The sequence below is a fragment of the Candidatus Bathyarchaeota archaeon genome, assembly GCA_025059045.1.
Taxonomy (GTDB): Archaea; Thermoproteota; Bathyarchaeia; order Bathyarchaeales; family DTEX01; genus JANXEA01.
In genome coordinates, this window is record JANXEA010000011.1 from 63514 (window position 1) to 78056 (window position 14543).

17 protein-coding genes and 1 tRNA gene are annotated in these 14543 nt (G+C 45.4%); 4 read left to right on the plus strand and 14 right to left on the minus strand.

Annotation, left to right across the window (positions count from 1 at the left end):
- Window positions 1–2: 2 nt before the first annotated feature.
- The 3 genes from argC to lysW/argW are packed head-to-tail and all read right to left on the minus strand — an operon-like array spanning window position 3 to window position 2088.
- Window positions 3–1061 (minus strand): N-acetyl-gamma-glutamyl-phosphate reductase, encoded by a 1059-nt coding sequence (argC, locus tag NZ952_04365; protein MCS7120419.1) that lies wholly within the window; start codon window positions 1059–1061, stop codon window positions 3–5.
- Window positions 1058–1921: a lysine biosynthesis protein LysX gene (gene lysX / locus NZ952_04370; protein MCS7120420.1), complete on the minus strand. Its 864-nt coding sequence runs from the start codon at window positions 1919–1921 to the stop codon at window positions 1058–1060. Before lysX ends, argC begins: the two co-directional genes overlap by 4 nt.
- A complete protein-coding gene (gene lysW/argW / locus NZ952_04375; protein MCS7120421.1) occupies window positions 1918–2088 on the minus strand; it encodes an alpha-aminoadipate/glutamate carrier protein LysW/ArgW in 171 nt (56 codons plus the stop codon). Before lysW/argW ends, lysX begins: the two co-directional genes overlap by 4 nt.
- 172 nt (window positions 2089–2260) lie before the next feature.
- On the opposite strand from lysW/argW, the gene NZ952_04380 reads away from it, so the two are divergent.
- Window positions 2261–2713 carry an Lrp/AsnC family transcriptional regulator gene (locus tag NZ952_04380; protein MCS7120422.1) on the plus strand — a complete coding sequence of 151 codons (453 nt, stop codon included), beginning with the start codon at window positions 2261–2263 and terminating at the stop codon, window positions 2711–2713.
- A gap of 29 nt (window positions 2714–2742) precedes the next feature.
- Window positions 2743–3342, plus strand: a complete 600-nt coding sequence (locus NZ952_04385; GenBank protein MCS7120423.1) for an adenylate kinase family protein — start codon at window positions 2743–2745, stop codon at window positions 3340–3342.
- A 5-nt stretch (window positions 3343–3347) separates the two neighbouring features.
- Here the strand turns inward: NZ952_04385 and NZ952_04390 are convergent, their stop codons facing one another.
- The 9 genes from NZ952_04390 to trpE form a co-directional block, all read right to left on the minus strand.
- The gene (locus NZ952_04390; GenBank protein ID MCS7120424.1) at window positions 3348–3686 is read right to left on the minus strand and encodes a restriction endonuclease; all 339 of its coding nucleotides are present in this window, start codon (window positions 3684–3686) and stop codon (window positions 3348–3350) included.
- Between the two features lie 77 nt (window positions 3687–3763).
- Window positions 3764–4483, minus strand: coding sequence for an ATP/GTP-binding protein (locus tag NZ952_04395; protein ID MCS7120425.1), 720 nt, complete (start codon window positions 4481–4483; stop codon window positions 3764–3766).
- Between the two features lie 93 nt (window positions 4484–4576).
- Window positions 4577–5392 (minus strand): tryptophan synthase subunit alpha, encoded by an 816-nt coding sequence (trpA, locus tag NZ952_04400; protein ID MCS7120426.1) that lies wholly within the window; start codon window positions 5390–5392, stop codon window positions 4577–4579.
- Complete coding sequence (gene trpB, locus NZ952_04405; protein ID MCS7120427.1) at window positions 5389–6588, minus strand: tryptophan synthase subunit beta; 1200 nt, start codon at window positions 6586–6588, stop codon at window positions 5389–5391. Before trpB ends, trpA begins: the two co-directional genes overlap by 4 nt.
- Complete coding sequence (locus NZ952_04410) at window positions 6585–7235, minus strand: phosphoribosylanthranilate isomerase (GenBank protein MCS7120428.1); 651 nt, start codon at window positions 7233–7235, stop codon at window positions 6585–6587. The genes trpB and NZ952_04410 overlap by 4 nt, the downstream gene beginning before the upstream one ends.
- Complete coding sequence (locus tag NZ952_04415; GenBank protein MCS7120429.1) at window positions 7222–8007, minus strand: indole-3-glycerol-phosphate synthase; 786 nt, start codon at window positions 8005–8007, stop codon at window positions 7222–7224. Before NZ952_04415 ends, NZ952_04410 begins: the two co-directional genes overlap by 14 nt.
- A complete protein-coding gene (gene trpD, locus NZ952_04420) occupies window positions 8000–9061 on the minus strand; it encodes an anthranilate phosphoribosyltransferase (GenBank protein ID MCS7120430.1) in 1062 nt (353 codons plus the stop codon). Before trpD ends, NZ952_04415 begins: the two co-directional genes overlap by 8 nt.
- Before the next feature lie 7 nt (window positions 9062–9068).
- On the minus strand, window positions 9069–9650 hold the full coding sequence (locus tag NZ952_04425) for an aminodeoxychorismate/anthranilate synthase component II (GenBank protein MCS7120431.1): 582 nt from the start codon (window positions 9648–9650) through the stop codon (window positions 9069–9071).
- The gene (gene trpE / locus NZ952_04430; GenBank protein MCS7120432.1) at window positions 9647–11011 is read right to left on the minus strand and encodes an anthranilate synthase component I; all 1365 of its coding nucleotides are present in this window, start codon (window positions 11009–11011) and stop codon (window positions 9647–9649) included. Before trpE ends, NZ952_04425 begins: the two co-directional genes overlap by 4 nt.
- Before the next feature lie 183 nt (window positions 11012–11194).
- Between trpE and NZ952_04435 the strand changes: the two genes are divergently transcribed.
- Both NZ952_04435 and NZ952_04440 read left to right on the plus strand, forming a co-directional pair.
- A complete protein-coding gene (locus NZ952_04435) occupies window positions 11195–12496 on the plus strand; it encodes a hypothetical protein (GenBank protein ID MCS7120433.1) in 1302 nt (433 codons plus the stop codon).
- A 5-nt stretch (window positions 12497–12501) separates the two neighbouring features.
- Window positions 12502–14142 carry a DUF5597 domain-containing protein gene (locus NZ952_04440; protein MCS7120434.1) on the plus strand — a complete coding sequence of 547 codons (1641 nt, stop codon included), beginning with the start codon at window positions 12502–12504 and terminating at the stop codon, window positions 14140–14142.
- A gap of 52 nt (window positions 14143–14194) precedes the next feature.
- Here the strand turns inward: NZ952_04440 and NZ952_04445 are convergent.
- Both NZ952_04445 and NZ952_04450 read right to left on the minus strand, forming a co-directional pair.
- Window positions 14195–14312 (minus strand) — tRNA-Ser (locus tag NZ952_04445).
- Window positions 14313–14349: 37 nt separating this feature from the next.
- The coding region (locus tag NZ952_04450) for a hypothetical protein (GenBank protein MCS7120435.1) at window positions 14350–14543 on the minus strand (194 nt) is incomplete at its 5' end.

Below are 14543 nucleotides of genomic sequence, written 5' to 3' on the forward strand. Positions count from 1 at the left end.
ATCTAGATTGGATGCAACCCCATATCCCGCAAGCCTTCCCTCTCATCCCAACCGCACATAATATTCATGTCTTGGACAGCGGTTCCAGCCGCACCCTTCATTAGATTGTCAATTGCCGACAATATGACGACTCTTCCAGTATGCTCGTCAACCTCAAATCCTATGTCGCAGTAATTTGAGCCGACAACGATCTTTGGGTCTGGAAACCTGTAAACTCCTTTTCTGTCACGGACAAACCTGATGAAGGGTGCACTTGAGTAAAAGTCTCTGTAAATCTTCCATAGATCAAGTGTGGAGATTGTTCCCTCATAGAAAACGTGGCAGGTCGCAAGTATTCCGCGAACCATGTTTACGGCGTGAGCGGACATTGCGACCCGGACATTCCCGCCAGCTAATGCTCCTAGCTCCTGCTCTATCTCTGCAGTGTGCCTGTGCCCAACTGGCTTGTAGGCTCTTACGACGCTGTAATGTTCTGAGTGATGGGTTGAGATTGAAGGTTTTCCTCCCGCGCCTGAGGATCCAACCTTAAAATCCATGACGATCTTCTTCTTATCGACATTTCCGAGTTTCATTATAGGCGCAAGTGCGAGTACGCCGGCTGTCGCCATGCACCCAGGAACCGCTACGAGCTGAGCCTTCGCTATCTCTTCTTTATGGATCTTGATTTCCGGGAGTCCGTAGACGGCTTTACCGAGAAGGTCGGGGTTCTTATGCTTCCATCTATACCATCGCTCATAATCCTCTGGGTTTTTAAGTCGGAAATCTGCGCTGGTGTCGATTACCTTTATGCCTGTTTCGAGAATTGCTGGAATAATGGATGATGAAACACCATGAGGTGTAGCCATGAAGACTAGATCGCAGTTCCCAATGACCTGCTTCACATCCGACATTACAAACTTTAAGTTAGTTTCACCCCTTAAGTTTGGGTGAACACGATGCACAAATTCTCCCATGTAGGTGTTCGAAGTGGCAACTTTCACCTCAACTTTTGGATGCCTAAGTAATAGGCGAAGAAGCTCGCCACCTACATAACCGGAAGCGCCAAATACTCCCACTCTCACTTCTTCATCACCTTCACAGCGTACCTTATAATCTCTCCTGGGATATCAACGCGCGTTGCAGAGTATAAGCCTCTAAACTCAACTGTATTATTAACCTCATGAACAAGTATGCCATCCGGAGATTCCATGCAGTCAACAGCAAGGACACCGCCGCCTACACTCTCAGCTGCCCTAAGCACTATTTCCTCAAGATCGCTTGTGACTGGACAGGGCTTGCTAACTCCACCTCTAGCGACATTTGTTCTCCATTCTCCCTCAGGCGAGTACCTATATGATGCTGCCACAACCTTATCTCCTATAACCAAGGCTCTAATGTCTCTGGGGGGTCTCTTCACATATTCCTGAAGATAATATATCTGCAGAAGAGCATTCTGCATCTGCTCCCTTGATTCGACCACGGCTTTGGCTGAATCCCTATCGCGGATGAGAGCGACAAGTCTCCCCCAGCTTCCAACGACGGGCTTCATGACCACGGGATACCCAAGCTCATCAAATGCCTTTGACACACCATCTTCTGCGAAGGCTATGTAGGTCTTTGGAACTGGCACATCTGCCTTGATTAGAGCTAATGTTGTAAAGAGCTTGTTTCCGCAGATCAGTGAGACATTTAGCGGATTTATAACACTTATACCCGCTTTCTCCAGAATTGCTGTGATATGCAGACCCCTGAAATAGCTTACACACCGTTGAAGAACGACGTCTCCATAATCATCCTTTAACTTGCTGTCTTCTATGCTGAGGTCTACATACGCTGTTTTAGAGTCTATCAGCTTAATATTTACACTGGCAGACTCGGCGGCTTTAACAAGAGCTTTCTCGTCCCACCTAATCCTATCATAGACGAGCCCTAGATTCTTCATTCGCCCCAATCTTCTCCTTCTATCTCGGCTGGCACGAGCCTAACCCCTTCCCCCTCAATAACCCTAGCTTCGTAGTCCATTCCACAGTCTGGGCAGCTTATAATCTCACCTGAAATAACGTCGTCCGGGATCTCTATTTCAGCGTCACATTCAGGGCATCTGGACAGGAAGGTTCTTACCTCCTCACGTTGCCTCTATTGGAAGTTAGATTTTCCCTTATAAATGTTTCGTTATTTTTAAGCATCATTAGAAAAATACATAAAAAAATATTGTTTCCTCAAAAGGAAAGATACTTATATTCTCATCTTCAATTTAACAATATGCTGGAAGGCGATAATTATGCCTCTTGAATTAGATGAAATCGATAAGAAAATTATAGAGATGCTTCAGGATGATTCTAGAATCGCTTTTAGGAAGATAGCTGAGAAGGTTGGAGTAAGCGAGGCAACGGTGTTCGTAAGGGTTAAAAAACTGCATGAGAACGGTGTAATAAAAAGATTTACTGTAAGTGTCTCGCCTGAGCTTCTAGGTAAAGGGTTAACAGCCTTTGTCCTAATAAACGCCGATCCTAAAAGACTCCAGCATGTTCTAGACACATTGAGCAGTTTAGAGGACGTCTACGAAGTCTACGATGTAACGGGCGCCTTCTATGTGATAGCGAAGATCCGCACCTCAGATAGGGAGAAGCTGGCTAAGATCATAGATACGATTGGACTTATCGATGGTGTTAGAAGCACTGAAACCGCTGTAGTGCTTAGAAGCATCAAAGAGGAGACTAGAATTAGAGCCTAGAGAAGTGAAAAACCCCGAGATACAGACCAGTGGGGGAGAAAGAGATTAGACGAGTGATAATCGTAACTGGTACGCCGGGTGTAGGAAAATCCTCTGTCTCAGCGGCCCTCGCTGAGAGAATTAATGCGCATCATATTTCCCTTGGAAGACTTGTTACAGAAGAGAGGTTATACACAGGGCTTGATAAAGATAGAGATACTCTTATAGCAGACTTGGACCGAGTATCAGAGAGAGTTAGAAAAATACTCAATGAGGTTCACGGGGACATAATTATTGAGGGGCACTATGCAGTCGATGTCGTAGATCCAAAAAATGTGCATATGATTTTCGTTCTGAGGAGGGATCCTGAAGAATTAACTAGGGTGTTGAAGAACAGAAATTATAATGAATGCAAGATCAAAGAGAATGTCGCTGCTGAAATATTGGATGTCTGCCTATACGAGGCCGTTAACAGATGCGGGCTAGAAAAAGTCTGCGAGGTCAATATGACCGGGAAGAACGTTAATGAAGCCGTTGAAGAAATCATCGAGATATTAGAGGGAAAGAGGGAAAAAAGGGTAGGCATAGTTGACTGGCTTGGAAAACTCGAGGCTGAAGACAAGCTGGATGAGTACCTTAAGGATATATGAAGCCGCTACATCAAACCTCGCATTATCTCTGATCTTGTAAGCAGGATTATTCCTCTCCGACTTGCATAGGCTTTTGCATGATCGCTGAACTTGTCTGCCACCATAATTGGGCTTGAGTAGGACAAGGCATGAGCAGCCTTATCTAAACTGATAATCATGTTAACCCCTACAGTTCTATTCCATTCCTTAACCCTAACGGGGTGAACCTCCTTGTATTTCTGGACTATAAGGTCGAACACGTTTGGATCAGCGTCCTCCTCCTCGTCGACCACATACTTCTTAACCTCATACCCTCTCCTAGTAAAGTATTCGATCACAAGGCTAAGGAGAGGCGGCTTTGACATAATAATTCCCAGTAAAGGATTATGGAACATGAGAAGAAAAATCTTTTCATAGAAAATATGAGATATACCAATAAAAATTAAGTTAAATCACCACATACACATCGAACTTCGTACAATATATCCAGCAGCTCATTTAATCCCTTCCCCGTTTTCGCGGAGACCAGTGGAATCCTCTGGGCTGGAATGACCCTCTTCATAACCCTCAATAGCGGAACATATAAATCGGAAAGAGCCCCTGCAACCTTAACATCATTCTTAAATTTTACCGGGTCCAGAAGGCAGCTCCTAATCCTTTCCAATTCATCTTCTGCGATCAGATCGACTTTATTGATAACTGTAACTACGCTTATTCCCAGCCTATATGAGATTGCAAGCCTATACAGATAAGCGGCTGGCAGATCTCTCGCTCCAATAGATGGATCGATGAGGAATAATCCTACAGCATCTTCAAATTGACTGACAACATTAGGGCCAGATTCATGGAAGGCGAAGGTTTCCAGCTGCCCAGGTGTGTCCACAAGGACAAAGTCCCCATGAAACTCGGGGATCTCCATCCTACTCAGTTTCTCCATTGCCCTTAACATTGCTCCATTAGGTCCGAGAGATTCCTCCTTCATAATCTTCTCTATCGTGAAGTAATCTCTGATATCGTAGTCACATGTGTACGGCAGCATATAAGCGCCCGGATCCAGATTAACCAGATTGACGGAATAATTCTCTGAGCGAAGGTACTCGCCGAATTTTCCTGTGAGAAGGCTCTTTCCAGAGCCAGCTGGCCCTAACATAATCACGTTCATTTTAATTCAACAAGAAAAAAGAACGCTGACAATTATTTAACAATTTAAAATTTAAGGAGTGATATGCAGATATGCCAAATGTCACAATTCTATTTAATGACGCTTCACAGATGCTTTCTTTAGAGATGAAGCATAGTTGCTTAGTTCCCTCAGAAGCTGTGAGAAATCATGCAGATTACTAGATACTATATTTACGAAGGCGCTGCCAACGATGACCCCGTCTGCTCCAGCCTCGATGATCGACTTCACATGTTCAGGTTTTGATATTCCGAACCCAACCGACATAGGGATCCTCCCCTTTGTATACGATGAGAAATTCTTCACCAGGGATATTGTCGTATCTAATATTCTTTCTCTCGCCCCGGTTACCCCGAAGACCGAAACCAGATAAAGGAAACCTGAGCTGTAATTTATTATTCTTTTTAGTCTCTCTATGGTTGTTGAAGGCGCTGCCAGGAATATGGTGTCTACTCCATATGCTTCTGCAATCTCCTTATATTCATCCGCCTCCTCGACCGGAAGGTCCGGTATGACAACGCCATCCACGTCACTTCTCCAAGCATGATCCATAAACTCTCTTACACCCATCCTGAAGACAGGATTATAATATGTCATGATTAGAATTGGTACTCCATGTTTCTTCTTGATTTTACTGGCTATTTCTAAAACAATTTTGGGGGTGGTGCCAGCGGTCAGGGCGGCTGTGGATGAGGCCTGGATTGAGGGGCCGTCGGCAATGGGGTCGGAAAAGGGGATGCCGAGTTCAAGCATGTCTGCACCCCCTTTGATTAATGCTTCAGCAATTTGCGGCGTAGTTTTAGGATTCGGATAGCCTCCGGTCACGTATGCTATCAATGCCCCCTCTTTTTGTGCTGCCAGCCTGCTGAAGGTTTCCTCTATCTCGCTCATAACTTCATCCCAACATATTCGGCTACGATTTCCACGTCTTTGTCGCCTCTTCCAGACAGATTGACCACTATGATCTTTTTCCTATCGCACTCCGCTGCGATCTTTGTTGCAAAGGCGATTGCATGTGAAGGCTCTAGCGCTGGCATAATGCCCTCACACTTCGACAATTCCATGAAGGCCTTAACTGCCTCCTCATCTGTCACGGCAACATACTCGGCTCTCCCTATAGATTTCAGGTAGGAATGTTCTGGTCCAACGCCCGGATAGTCTAGGCCCGCCGAAATACTATGTGTTGTCCTTATCTGCCCATTCTCATCTTGGAGAATGTACGTCAACATACCGTGAAAGACGCCTTCACTGCCCGCGCAGATCGAAGCAGAATGCTTTCCAGTTTCTATCCCAAGCCCTGCTGCCTCAACCCCGTAAAGTTTAACATCCCAATCGTTAAGAAATGGGTGGAATATGCCTATAGCGTTGCTACCTCCTCCGACGCAGGCGACTATGGCATCCGGGAGTCTTCCCTCCTCCTCAAGAATCTGCTCTCTTGTCTCATAACCGATCACGCTTTGAAAATCTCTCACTATGGTTGGGTAAGGGTGGGGACCTACAACAGAACCTATAAGGTAATACGTAGTATCAACGTTTGCGGTCCAGTCTCGTAAGGCCTCGTTAATCGCATCCTTTAAGGTTTTTGATCCAGAATTGACTGGGTGAACCTCTGCGCCCAGCATCTTCATCCTAAACACATTTAGTCTTTGGCGTTTCATATCTTCTGTTCCCATATAGATCTCAGCCTTTAACCCGAGCATTGCACAGGCCATCGCTGTTGCTACACCATGCTGCCCTGCCCCCGTCTCAGCTATGACACGCCTCTTCCCCATCCTTTTAGCGAGAAGAGCTTGACCAAGCGTGTTGTTTATTTTGTGTGCACCACTGTGGAGCAGATCCTCACGTTTAAGATATATCTTAGCTCCACCAATCTTGTTGGTGAGATTAGACGCGTAGTATAATGGTGTCGGTCTTCCCGCATACTTAGACAAGTAATAATTGAGCTCCTTCCTGAAGCCTTCATCATTCTTCAGATTCTGGTAGGCTTCCTCTAATTCTTGGAGTGCAAACATTAGAGTTTCTGGGACGAATTTCCCGCCGTACTTCCCAAATTTTCCTTTACCTTCAAACTCGCTCACTGATTTCATAATATGACCTCTTTCGCGTTTCTTACAAACTCGAATATTTTATTTGGGTCCTTGAGGCCACATCGCGATTCGACACCGCTGGAAACGTCAACCGCATATGGGTGGACGGCGACGATTGCATCCTTGACGTTGTCTGGTCTAAGCCCACCTGCCAATATCAGCGGTTTCGGCGCTATTAAATCCCTGATCTTTCGGCTTAATTGCCAGTTATGCGTCATCCCTGTTCCCCCATATTTTCCCACAGCAAAGGTGTCTAGGAGAACTGCGTCAAAGTTGCTTGAAACCTTCACCGCATAATCTACAGCATCGGATCTGCATGTGTGAACTGCTCTTATTAGGCGTGAGCGGATTTTCTTGCGCAACATCTGAATCTCGTAGGGCAATTCTCCGTGGATCTGGATTGCGTCGGGCTCCAGCTTTCTATAAATCTTTAGGAGTAGGTTTGGATTTGTTGCAACTGTTACAACTACGCTCTCAACAAAGACTGGAACGCGCCTGATCAGGTTCCCAGCCTGTTCAGCTGTTAGATTCCTAGGTGAAGATGGAACCCCTACCACGAATCCGACAGCATCAGCCCCTGCTTCTATACTTGAAAATAGGTCTTCCTCTCGGGTTATTCCGCAGATTTTCACCTTAACTATTCCCAAATGCTTCCACAAACTCCCTAACTTTCTCTTCGATATTGCTGCTTCTCATGATCGCTGATCCTATGAGAAATGCGCGGATCCCAAATCGGCGAAGGTAAAGCATGTCAGCAGGTTTCTCTATGCCGCTCTCGCTGATAATGATTCTGGTGTTCGCATCAGCCTTTTCCATGATTCTCCGGGTGACATCTAAGTCTACCCTTAATGTGGTCAGATCGCGGTTGTTTATTCCTATAATATCCGCTTCAGTCCTTATTGCTGAAAGGAATTCCTCATATGTGTGGACCTCAAGCAAAACCTCAAGCCCAATCTTATGCGCATATTCAATCATATCATCGGCATCCTCGCTGCAGAGGCCCCTATCAAATAATTTCCAAATCAGTAGGACTGCATCTGCGCCGTGAGTCCATGCGGCCTCTAACTGGTCAGTGCTTACCACAACATCCTTCATAAGCAACGGAATATCCACCTCTTTTTGAATGTTAGCTAATGATAGAAGAGATCCCTTGAAGAAATTTGGTTCAGTTATGACTGATATTCCAGCTGCCCCACCTCTCTTCATGGCGGAAGCCACTTCAACTTCACGTAGATTTTCCCTTAAAATTCCTAGGCTTGGTGAAGCCTTTTTTATCTCAGCTATTACGGCGGCATTCCTACTTTCTTGGATCGCTTTTACGAGGCTGTTCTTAGATTTTGAACGGACACCCTTGCGGTAGTATCCGCTTTCTACAAGATTCCTTGCATTCTTCGACAATAAATCCAGAAAATCATGCATATCTCAAACTCATCTCCTCTAGTACTGATGGGTCTCCGCCAGTCAACTTGATTAGCATGGTGAGCTTCTCGTAAGCTTTGCCGCTCTTGATAGACTCCTCTGCAATCTCTATTCCATCCTTAAAGTCTTCAGCCTCACCTCCCAGAATTATGCCCGCTGCACTATTTAGCAGGACTATTTCCCTCTTGGGATCATCCGGATCTAAAAGGTCATATAAGATTTTGAAGGCTATCTCCGCATTTATGTCCGGTGTACTGCCCATTATATCCTTTGGGTCTGCCCTCTTGATGCCGAGGTCTTCGGGCCTATACTCTAAAAGCATAACTTCCCCGTCACTTAACCACGCAATGAGAGTTTTGCCTATATTTGATATCTCGTCAAGTCCATCCAAGCCGTGAACTACTAACGCTTCTTGGCAGCCAAGATTCTTGAGCACATCCGCCATTGTTTTGACGAGTGACGCATCATAAACTCCTAGCAGCTGTGCTTCGGCGTCAGCAGGATTGGTTAAAGGTCCGAGTATATTGAATACTGTTCTGATTCCCATCTCCCTTCTGGGCCCTATTGCATATTTCATTGCGGGATGGAAGGATGGAGCGAACATGAATCCTATGCCTATCTCCTCTATACACTTTTCAACTACTTTAGGCTCAACAGTGAGGTTTAAGCCAAGTTTTTCTAGAAGATCTGCACTTCCGCATTGGCTCGTAATCGACCGATTTCCATGCTTAGCCACTGTTACACCTGCACCTGCAATAACGAAGGATGAGATGGTGCTCACATTGAAAGTTTTTATCTTGTCGCCTCCTGTTCCACAGGTGTCAACGAGTCTCCTATTAAGGGATGGATTTATCTTATAACAGAAATCTCGCATAACCTTGGCGAAGGCGACTATCTCTTCAATAGTCTCGCCTCTAATCCTTAAAGCTGTTAGAAAAGCGGCGATCTGCGCGTCTGTCGCAAAACCGCTCATAATCTCCTTCATAACTTCCATAGACTCATTCATGCTTAGGTTTTTTCCCTCCACGAGTTTACGAATTGCTTCCTTGATCACCTTCGGCTCACCTCCACTCCAGGAAATTTTTTATTATTGTCTTCCCTTCTTCGGTCAGTATTGATTCCGGGTGAAATTGTATGCCCTCTATGGGGTAGATGGTATGGCGAACACCCATAACTTCGCCATCTTCAATTGATACAGCTGTAACCTTAAGGCATCCTGGAAGTGAAGACCTGTCTCCTACAAGTGAATTGTATCTCGTAGCCACTATAGGGTTCTTCACACTCCTAAATATCCCTCGACAATCATGTCTCACCAGACTTGTTTTTCCATGCATCAGCTTCTTTGCACGAACTATTCTCCCGCCAAAGGCCGATATTATCCCTTGATGCCCAAGACAGACACCTAATGTGGGCACATGGGGGCTTACATGCCTGATTATAGAGCCTGAAACACCGAAGTATCTCTCTTCGTCCGGGGAGCCTGGACCTGGAGAAATGACAATCCTTTCAGGATTGAGCCTCTTCACTTTTTTCAAGTCTATCTCGTCATTTCTGTATACGATAGCTTTGCCTCCAAGCTCCTCAATATATTGGACAAGGTTGTATACAAATGAGTCGTAGTTGTCTATTATCAATACTCTCATGGAATTCCACCCTGAGAGATTTCAAGGGCCCGGAATAGGGCTTTGGCCTTATATTCAGTCTCAAACCATTCTCTCTCTGGGTTCGAATCCGCAACTATTCCGGCTCCAACCTGTATGTGAGCTCTACTACTAGACGCTATTAGAGTCCGAATAGTTATAGCGAAGTCCGCGTTACCATTAAAGGAGAAGTATCCCACGGCCCCGGCGTATGGTCCTCTCCTCACAGGTTCTAGCTCCTCAATTATCTCCATCGCCCTAACCTTTGGTGCCCCAGAAACCGTGCCAGCTGGGAAAACCGCCTTGAGAGCGTCGTAACAGTCGCGGTCTCTTCTGAGCTTACCTGTGACTCTTGAGACGATATGTTGGACATGACTGTACTTGTGGACTTCCATGAAGGATGGAACCATTACTGTTCCGGGCTCTGAAACCTTACCAAGATCGTTTCTTGCTAGGTCGACAAGCATCACGTGCTCTGCACATTCCTTAGGATCAGAGAGCAGATCCCTTTCCAGCAGCCTATTTTCAGCAGGGTCGTCGATTAAGGGCCTCGTACCCGCGATTGGATAGGTCTCAATTAAGCCTTCCTCGACCCTGATAAGCATCTCAGGGCTGGAACCAACAATAGCGTGGTCTCCAATCTTAATAAAGTACATGTAGGGGGAAGGGTTTATCCTACGAAGAGCCGCATAGAATGGGATGAGATCGCCGTTTACATTGAAATCGTAACGCTTTGAGAGAACCACTTGGAATATGTGGCCCATCTGTATATACTCTTTGGCCATTAATACAGAGTTTTCGAAACATCTCTTTTCAGAATGAACCTTTGGTTCAGTAAACTCTAGAGTATCGGAGCAGTTATCCTTCTCTTCTAGAACTTTGCATATCTCGTCATAACGATTTTCCGATATAAAAAAGTAGTATGCTTCTCTATTCTTATGGTCGAAAATTATTCCATCCTCAAACACGCCCATCTCAATATCTGGATAACCGAGATCGTCGACTGAGATCTTTGGGAGGCGCTCCCAATACCTCACAGCGTCATAAGATATATATCCAACGCAACCTCCTGCAAACCTTGACGTAGAACCTTTGATCTTCCAATTGCATACAAACTGTCTGACCACTAATAATGGGTCTTCAATCCTTATAGTCTCAGTTTCCCGTGTTCTTTCGTTATGGATCGTTAGCGTACCATTCTTAGCCTTGAAGGTAAAATTTGGGTCAAAGCCTATGAAAGAATACCTTGCAAGCTTATTCGGACCCTCAACCGACTCTAGAATGAAGACATTTTTGTAGCGCCGATAAAATTTTACAAAGACATCAAACGGAGAAGCAGTGGTTGGAAGTGTCAGGAATTTCAAGGATAGAGGTTGAATTCTATCGGTTAAACCAGTAGTGCCAAATGATATCCCTCATTTTAAATCCCCTTTTATGATCCTGCAAGTAATATTTAAAACTTTCGAGAACAATTATGTACATCATATTATTTTTGCATGATGCAAAAATCTTTATGGACACGATATTAGAAATGTACTTGTGAGTCCATGAAGTCTCGAGAGCGATTACTGGCAGCATTGAGGCATGAAGAGCCAGATAGAGTTCCAATAGATTTAGGAGCATTAAGGGTTTCAGGCATAGATGCGATCGCGTACAGAAACCTAAGGAAATTTTTAGGTTTGCCGGAAAAACCAATTAGACTTGCGCCTCAGACGTTCACGAACACTATGGAATATGCATCTAACTTGGCTGAAGTGGAGAAAGAGGTTCTGGATCTATTCCATGTTGATGTCATAAACATTAACCGTGTTCTGCCGCCATGCGGCCCACTCGTAGAGACGACCGATGCATGGAAAAGATGGACTGTTGACAACACGATTCTAGAGGCGCATGAGAAAGTCAACATCATCGAGGATGAGGACGGATGGCTTCTTCATTTCCCCCAAAGCCCCCTAACACCTGCTGAAAAAAGGTATAAGATGCTCAAAAAGGACTTTATATGTGTTGAGCTGTGGCGTGGCGAGGCTCCTCTCAAGAATGCGAAAAGCGTTGACGAAGTTGAAGATTTTGATTGGGAACAATTTAGGATTAGAGACGAAGTTCTAGAGGGCATGAGGAGAAGGGGCGAGCACCTCTGCATGAATACGGATTATGGTCTAGTATTGTTTGATGTAGGCTCCCTTCACGCAAATGTTGGCCAAGTCCTCAGAGGTTGGAGCCAATGGTTGATTGACCTGAAAGTTAGGAGAGCCCTAGCTGAGGCAATTCTCGATAATTTTATGGAAGTTCTCATGCACAACATATCAAGACTAATAGGATCATTGGGAGATTATGTCCAAGTTATCGGGTTCGCCGATGATCTCGGCTCCCAAGAAGGCCCCCAAATCTCCCCGAAAACCTTCACAGAGATCTACAAGCATAGATATGAAGAAGTTTTTAGCTATATAAAGAGACACTCGAAAATGTTCATCCTGCTACACTCAGACGGTGCCATAAGCCATTTCTTAAAGGACCTCACGGATATAGGGCTCGATGCAATCAATCCAGTCCAATTCACAGCGAAAAATATGGATCCTCTGATTCTCAAGAAAGAGTTTGGTGAGCAGCTCAGTTTCTGGGGAGGCGGAGCGGACACCCAGGATGTGCTACCACATGGAGATACACAAACAGTCGAGAAACACGTTAAGGATTTAGTATCAATTTTCGCCCCGGGCGGCGGATATGTTTTCGCAGCGGTACACATGATACCCGGAAAGACTCCCCCGGAAAACATAGTTACCGCTTTTAAAGCAGCCTATGAGATTGGCAAATATCCTATAAAAATGCAAATCAAAGATGTTTTAAGGTGAATTATTTGTCAGGTGAAATTAGAGACTTGAATATTCCTCAACTACGCAGGGAAGGAGAAAGGACGCAGCTGATCGTGGATGGAGCGCCGTTCATAATTCTAGGCGGGGAGCTGCATAATTCATCCTCGTCAAGCCTATCCTATATGGAGCCTATTTGGCCTAGGCTTAACTCCCTCGGCCTTAATACGGTCCTTATACCAATCAGCTGGGAGCTAATTGAGCCGGAAGAGGGCATATTTGATTTTCATCTTGTTGAGGGGCTCATAGAGGGGGCGCGTAGGCATAATTTGAAAATTGTCTTCCTCTGGTTTGGGACATGGAAGAATGCTGTCTCCACATATGTTCCGACTTGGGTGAAAACAGACCTTGAAAGATTTCCACGGGCAATGGACGGTAGTGGTAGAAGGTTGGATGCAATCTCATGTTTTAGTAGAAGCGCGTTGGAGGCGGATTCCCGTGCATTCAGAAATCTAATGAGATTTATCCGCGAGATAGATGAAGGGAAATACACCGTCATAATGATGCAGGTTGAGAATGAAGTTGGTCTTCTCGGATCTTCAAGAGACCATTCTCCAGAAGCTGAGAGGCAGTTTACCAAAAAAGTCCCGGCAGAGCTAACAGAATACCTCGAACACAATGAGGAGTCGTTAAACCCTTACCTTCAATTCGTCTGGAAAAGGTTAGGACAAAAAACTTCTGGAACCTGGAGGGAGGTATTCGGAGAGTATGCTGACGAAATATTTATGGCATGGCATTTCGCCCGCTATATAGATCAAGTCGCCGCGTCAGGTAAGGCAGAATATCCAATTCCAATGTATGTGAACGCCTGGCTTGGACCAAGCGCGTATATGCATGAGGACGGGCTTCCTGGGGAATACCCAAGTGGCGGCCCAGTTGCCCGCATGCTTGACATTTGGCGTGCGGCAGCGCCGAACATTGACATAATATCACCTGACATCTACCGAGAAGATTTCTGTTCTGTATGCCGCGAATATGCTCGAATCGGAAATCCTCTATTCGTTCCTGAGACATTTCGCGATGAACGTAGCGCGGCCTACGTGTTTTACGCCATAGGCCAGCATGGGGCGATAGGATTCTCACCGTTTGGTATAGAGGACATCGAAAACGATAGGCATCCCTTAGCCTCAAGCTATCGCCTGCTTTCAGGGATGATACCAATCATATCAAAGTATGGAGGAACAAACCGCATGATTGGTTTCGCCGATGATGGAACCCATGGATATCATCACACATTAAATTTCTGGAATGTGAGAACAAGGGCTAGGGGGTTCAGACGCAATCTTGGAGACTATCAGATAGAGGTGAGCTTCATCCGAGAAATAGCTGTGAAAGTCCGTTCAGTTTGGCCAGGCTTCATACAAGAGCCCACTATACCCGGGGGAGGCTTGATAATCGCGACTGAGAAAGACGAGTTTATCGCGGCTGGAATAGGGTTTATACTAAGGTTCCTATCAATAGACGAGTTCGCCTCTAAAGTGAAGATTCTTAGAGTTGATGAAGGAGTTTTCAGGGATGGCGAATGGGTACATGATAGACGCTTAAATGGTGATGAAACCGGACATGGATCATGGGTCTACTTTGACGACAAACCGAAAGTCCGCATAATTCAAGTTTACAGTTGCTGAACTCTAACGTGTATGGCGCCTTTCATGGCTAAGAGGTTTATTTTCAGCTTAGCGCCGGGGAAGGGACTTGAACCCTTGCGGGCCAGTGGCCCACTGGCTTACCTGACCCCTCAATCTAATTTTATATTTTGATCTCGAGGCCAGCGCGTTAACCGCTCCGCCACCCCGGCTCTTCAAAATTGCTTAACTTTCCACATTTAAAAAAGTTTATTTCCACCCAATTCCAACCGGCGCCACCAAAAGGTATTTCTTACTGAGGCGACTAACATCTTTTTGCTGCGATAGGAGAGGACTATGCGATACTGCCCTGAATGCGGAGGGGAAATGCATTACGTAAGCCTTACGAAACGTTATGTCTGCAAAAGCTGCGGTCTGACGCTTACCTTTCAAGAGATCATTGA

What these genes read in the sequence shown, in the direction of transcription:
- NZ952_04425 (MCS7120431.1), bottom strand. Translation starts at nt 9,650, where the DNA reads ATGAGAGTATTGATAATAGACAACTACGACTCATTTGTATACAACCTT.
- trpB (MCS7120427.1), bottom strand. Translation starts at nt 6,588, where the DNA reads ATGAAATCAGTGAGCGAGTTTGAAGGTAAAGGAAAATTTGGGAAGTAC.
- NZ952_04380 (MCS7120422.1), top strand. Translation starts at nt 2,261, where the DNA reads ATGCCTCTTGAATTAGATGAAATCGATAAGAAAATTATAGAGATGCTT.
- NZ952_04395 (MCS7120425.1), bottom strand. Translation starts at nt 4,483, where the DNA reads ATGAACGTGATTATGTTAGGGCCAGCTGGCTCTGGAAAGAGCCTTCTC.
- trpA (MCS7120426.1), bottom strand. Translation starts at nt 5,392, where the DNA reads ATGAGCGAGATAGAGGAAACCTTCAGCAGGCTGGCAGCACAAAAAGAG.
- NZ952_04415 (MCS7120429.1), bottom strand. Translation starts at nt 8,007, where the DNA reads ATGCATGATTTTCTGGATTTATTGTCGAAGAATGCAAGGAATCTTGTA.
- NZ952_04435 (MCS7120433.1), top strand. Translation starts at nt 11,195, where the DNA reads ATGAAGTCTCGAGAGCGATTACTGGCAGCATTGAGGCATGAAGAGCCA.
- lysX (MCS7120420.1), bottom strand. Translation starts at nt 1,921, where the DNA reads ATGAAGAATCTAGGGCTCGTCTATGATAGGATTAGGTGGGACGAGAAA.
- NZ952_04390 (MCS7120424.1), bottom strand. Translation starts at nt 3,686, where the DNA reads ATGTCAAAGCCGCCTCTCCTTAGCCTTGTGATCGAATACTTTACTAGG.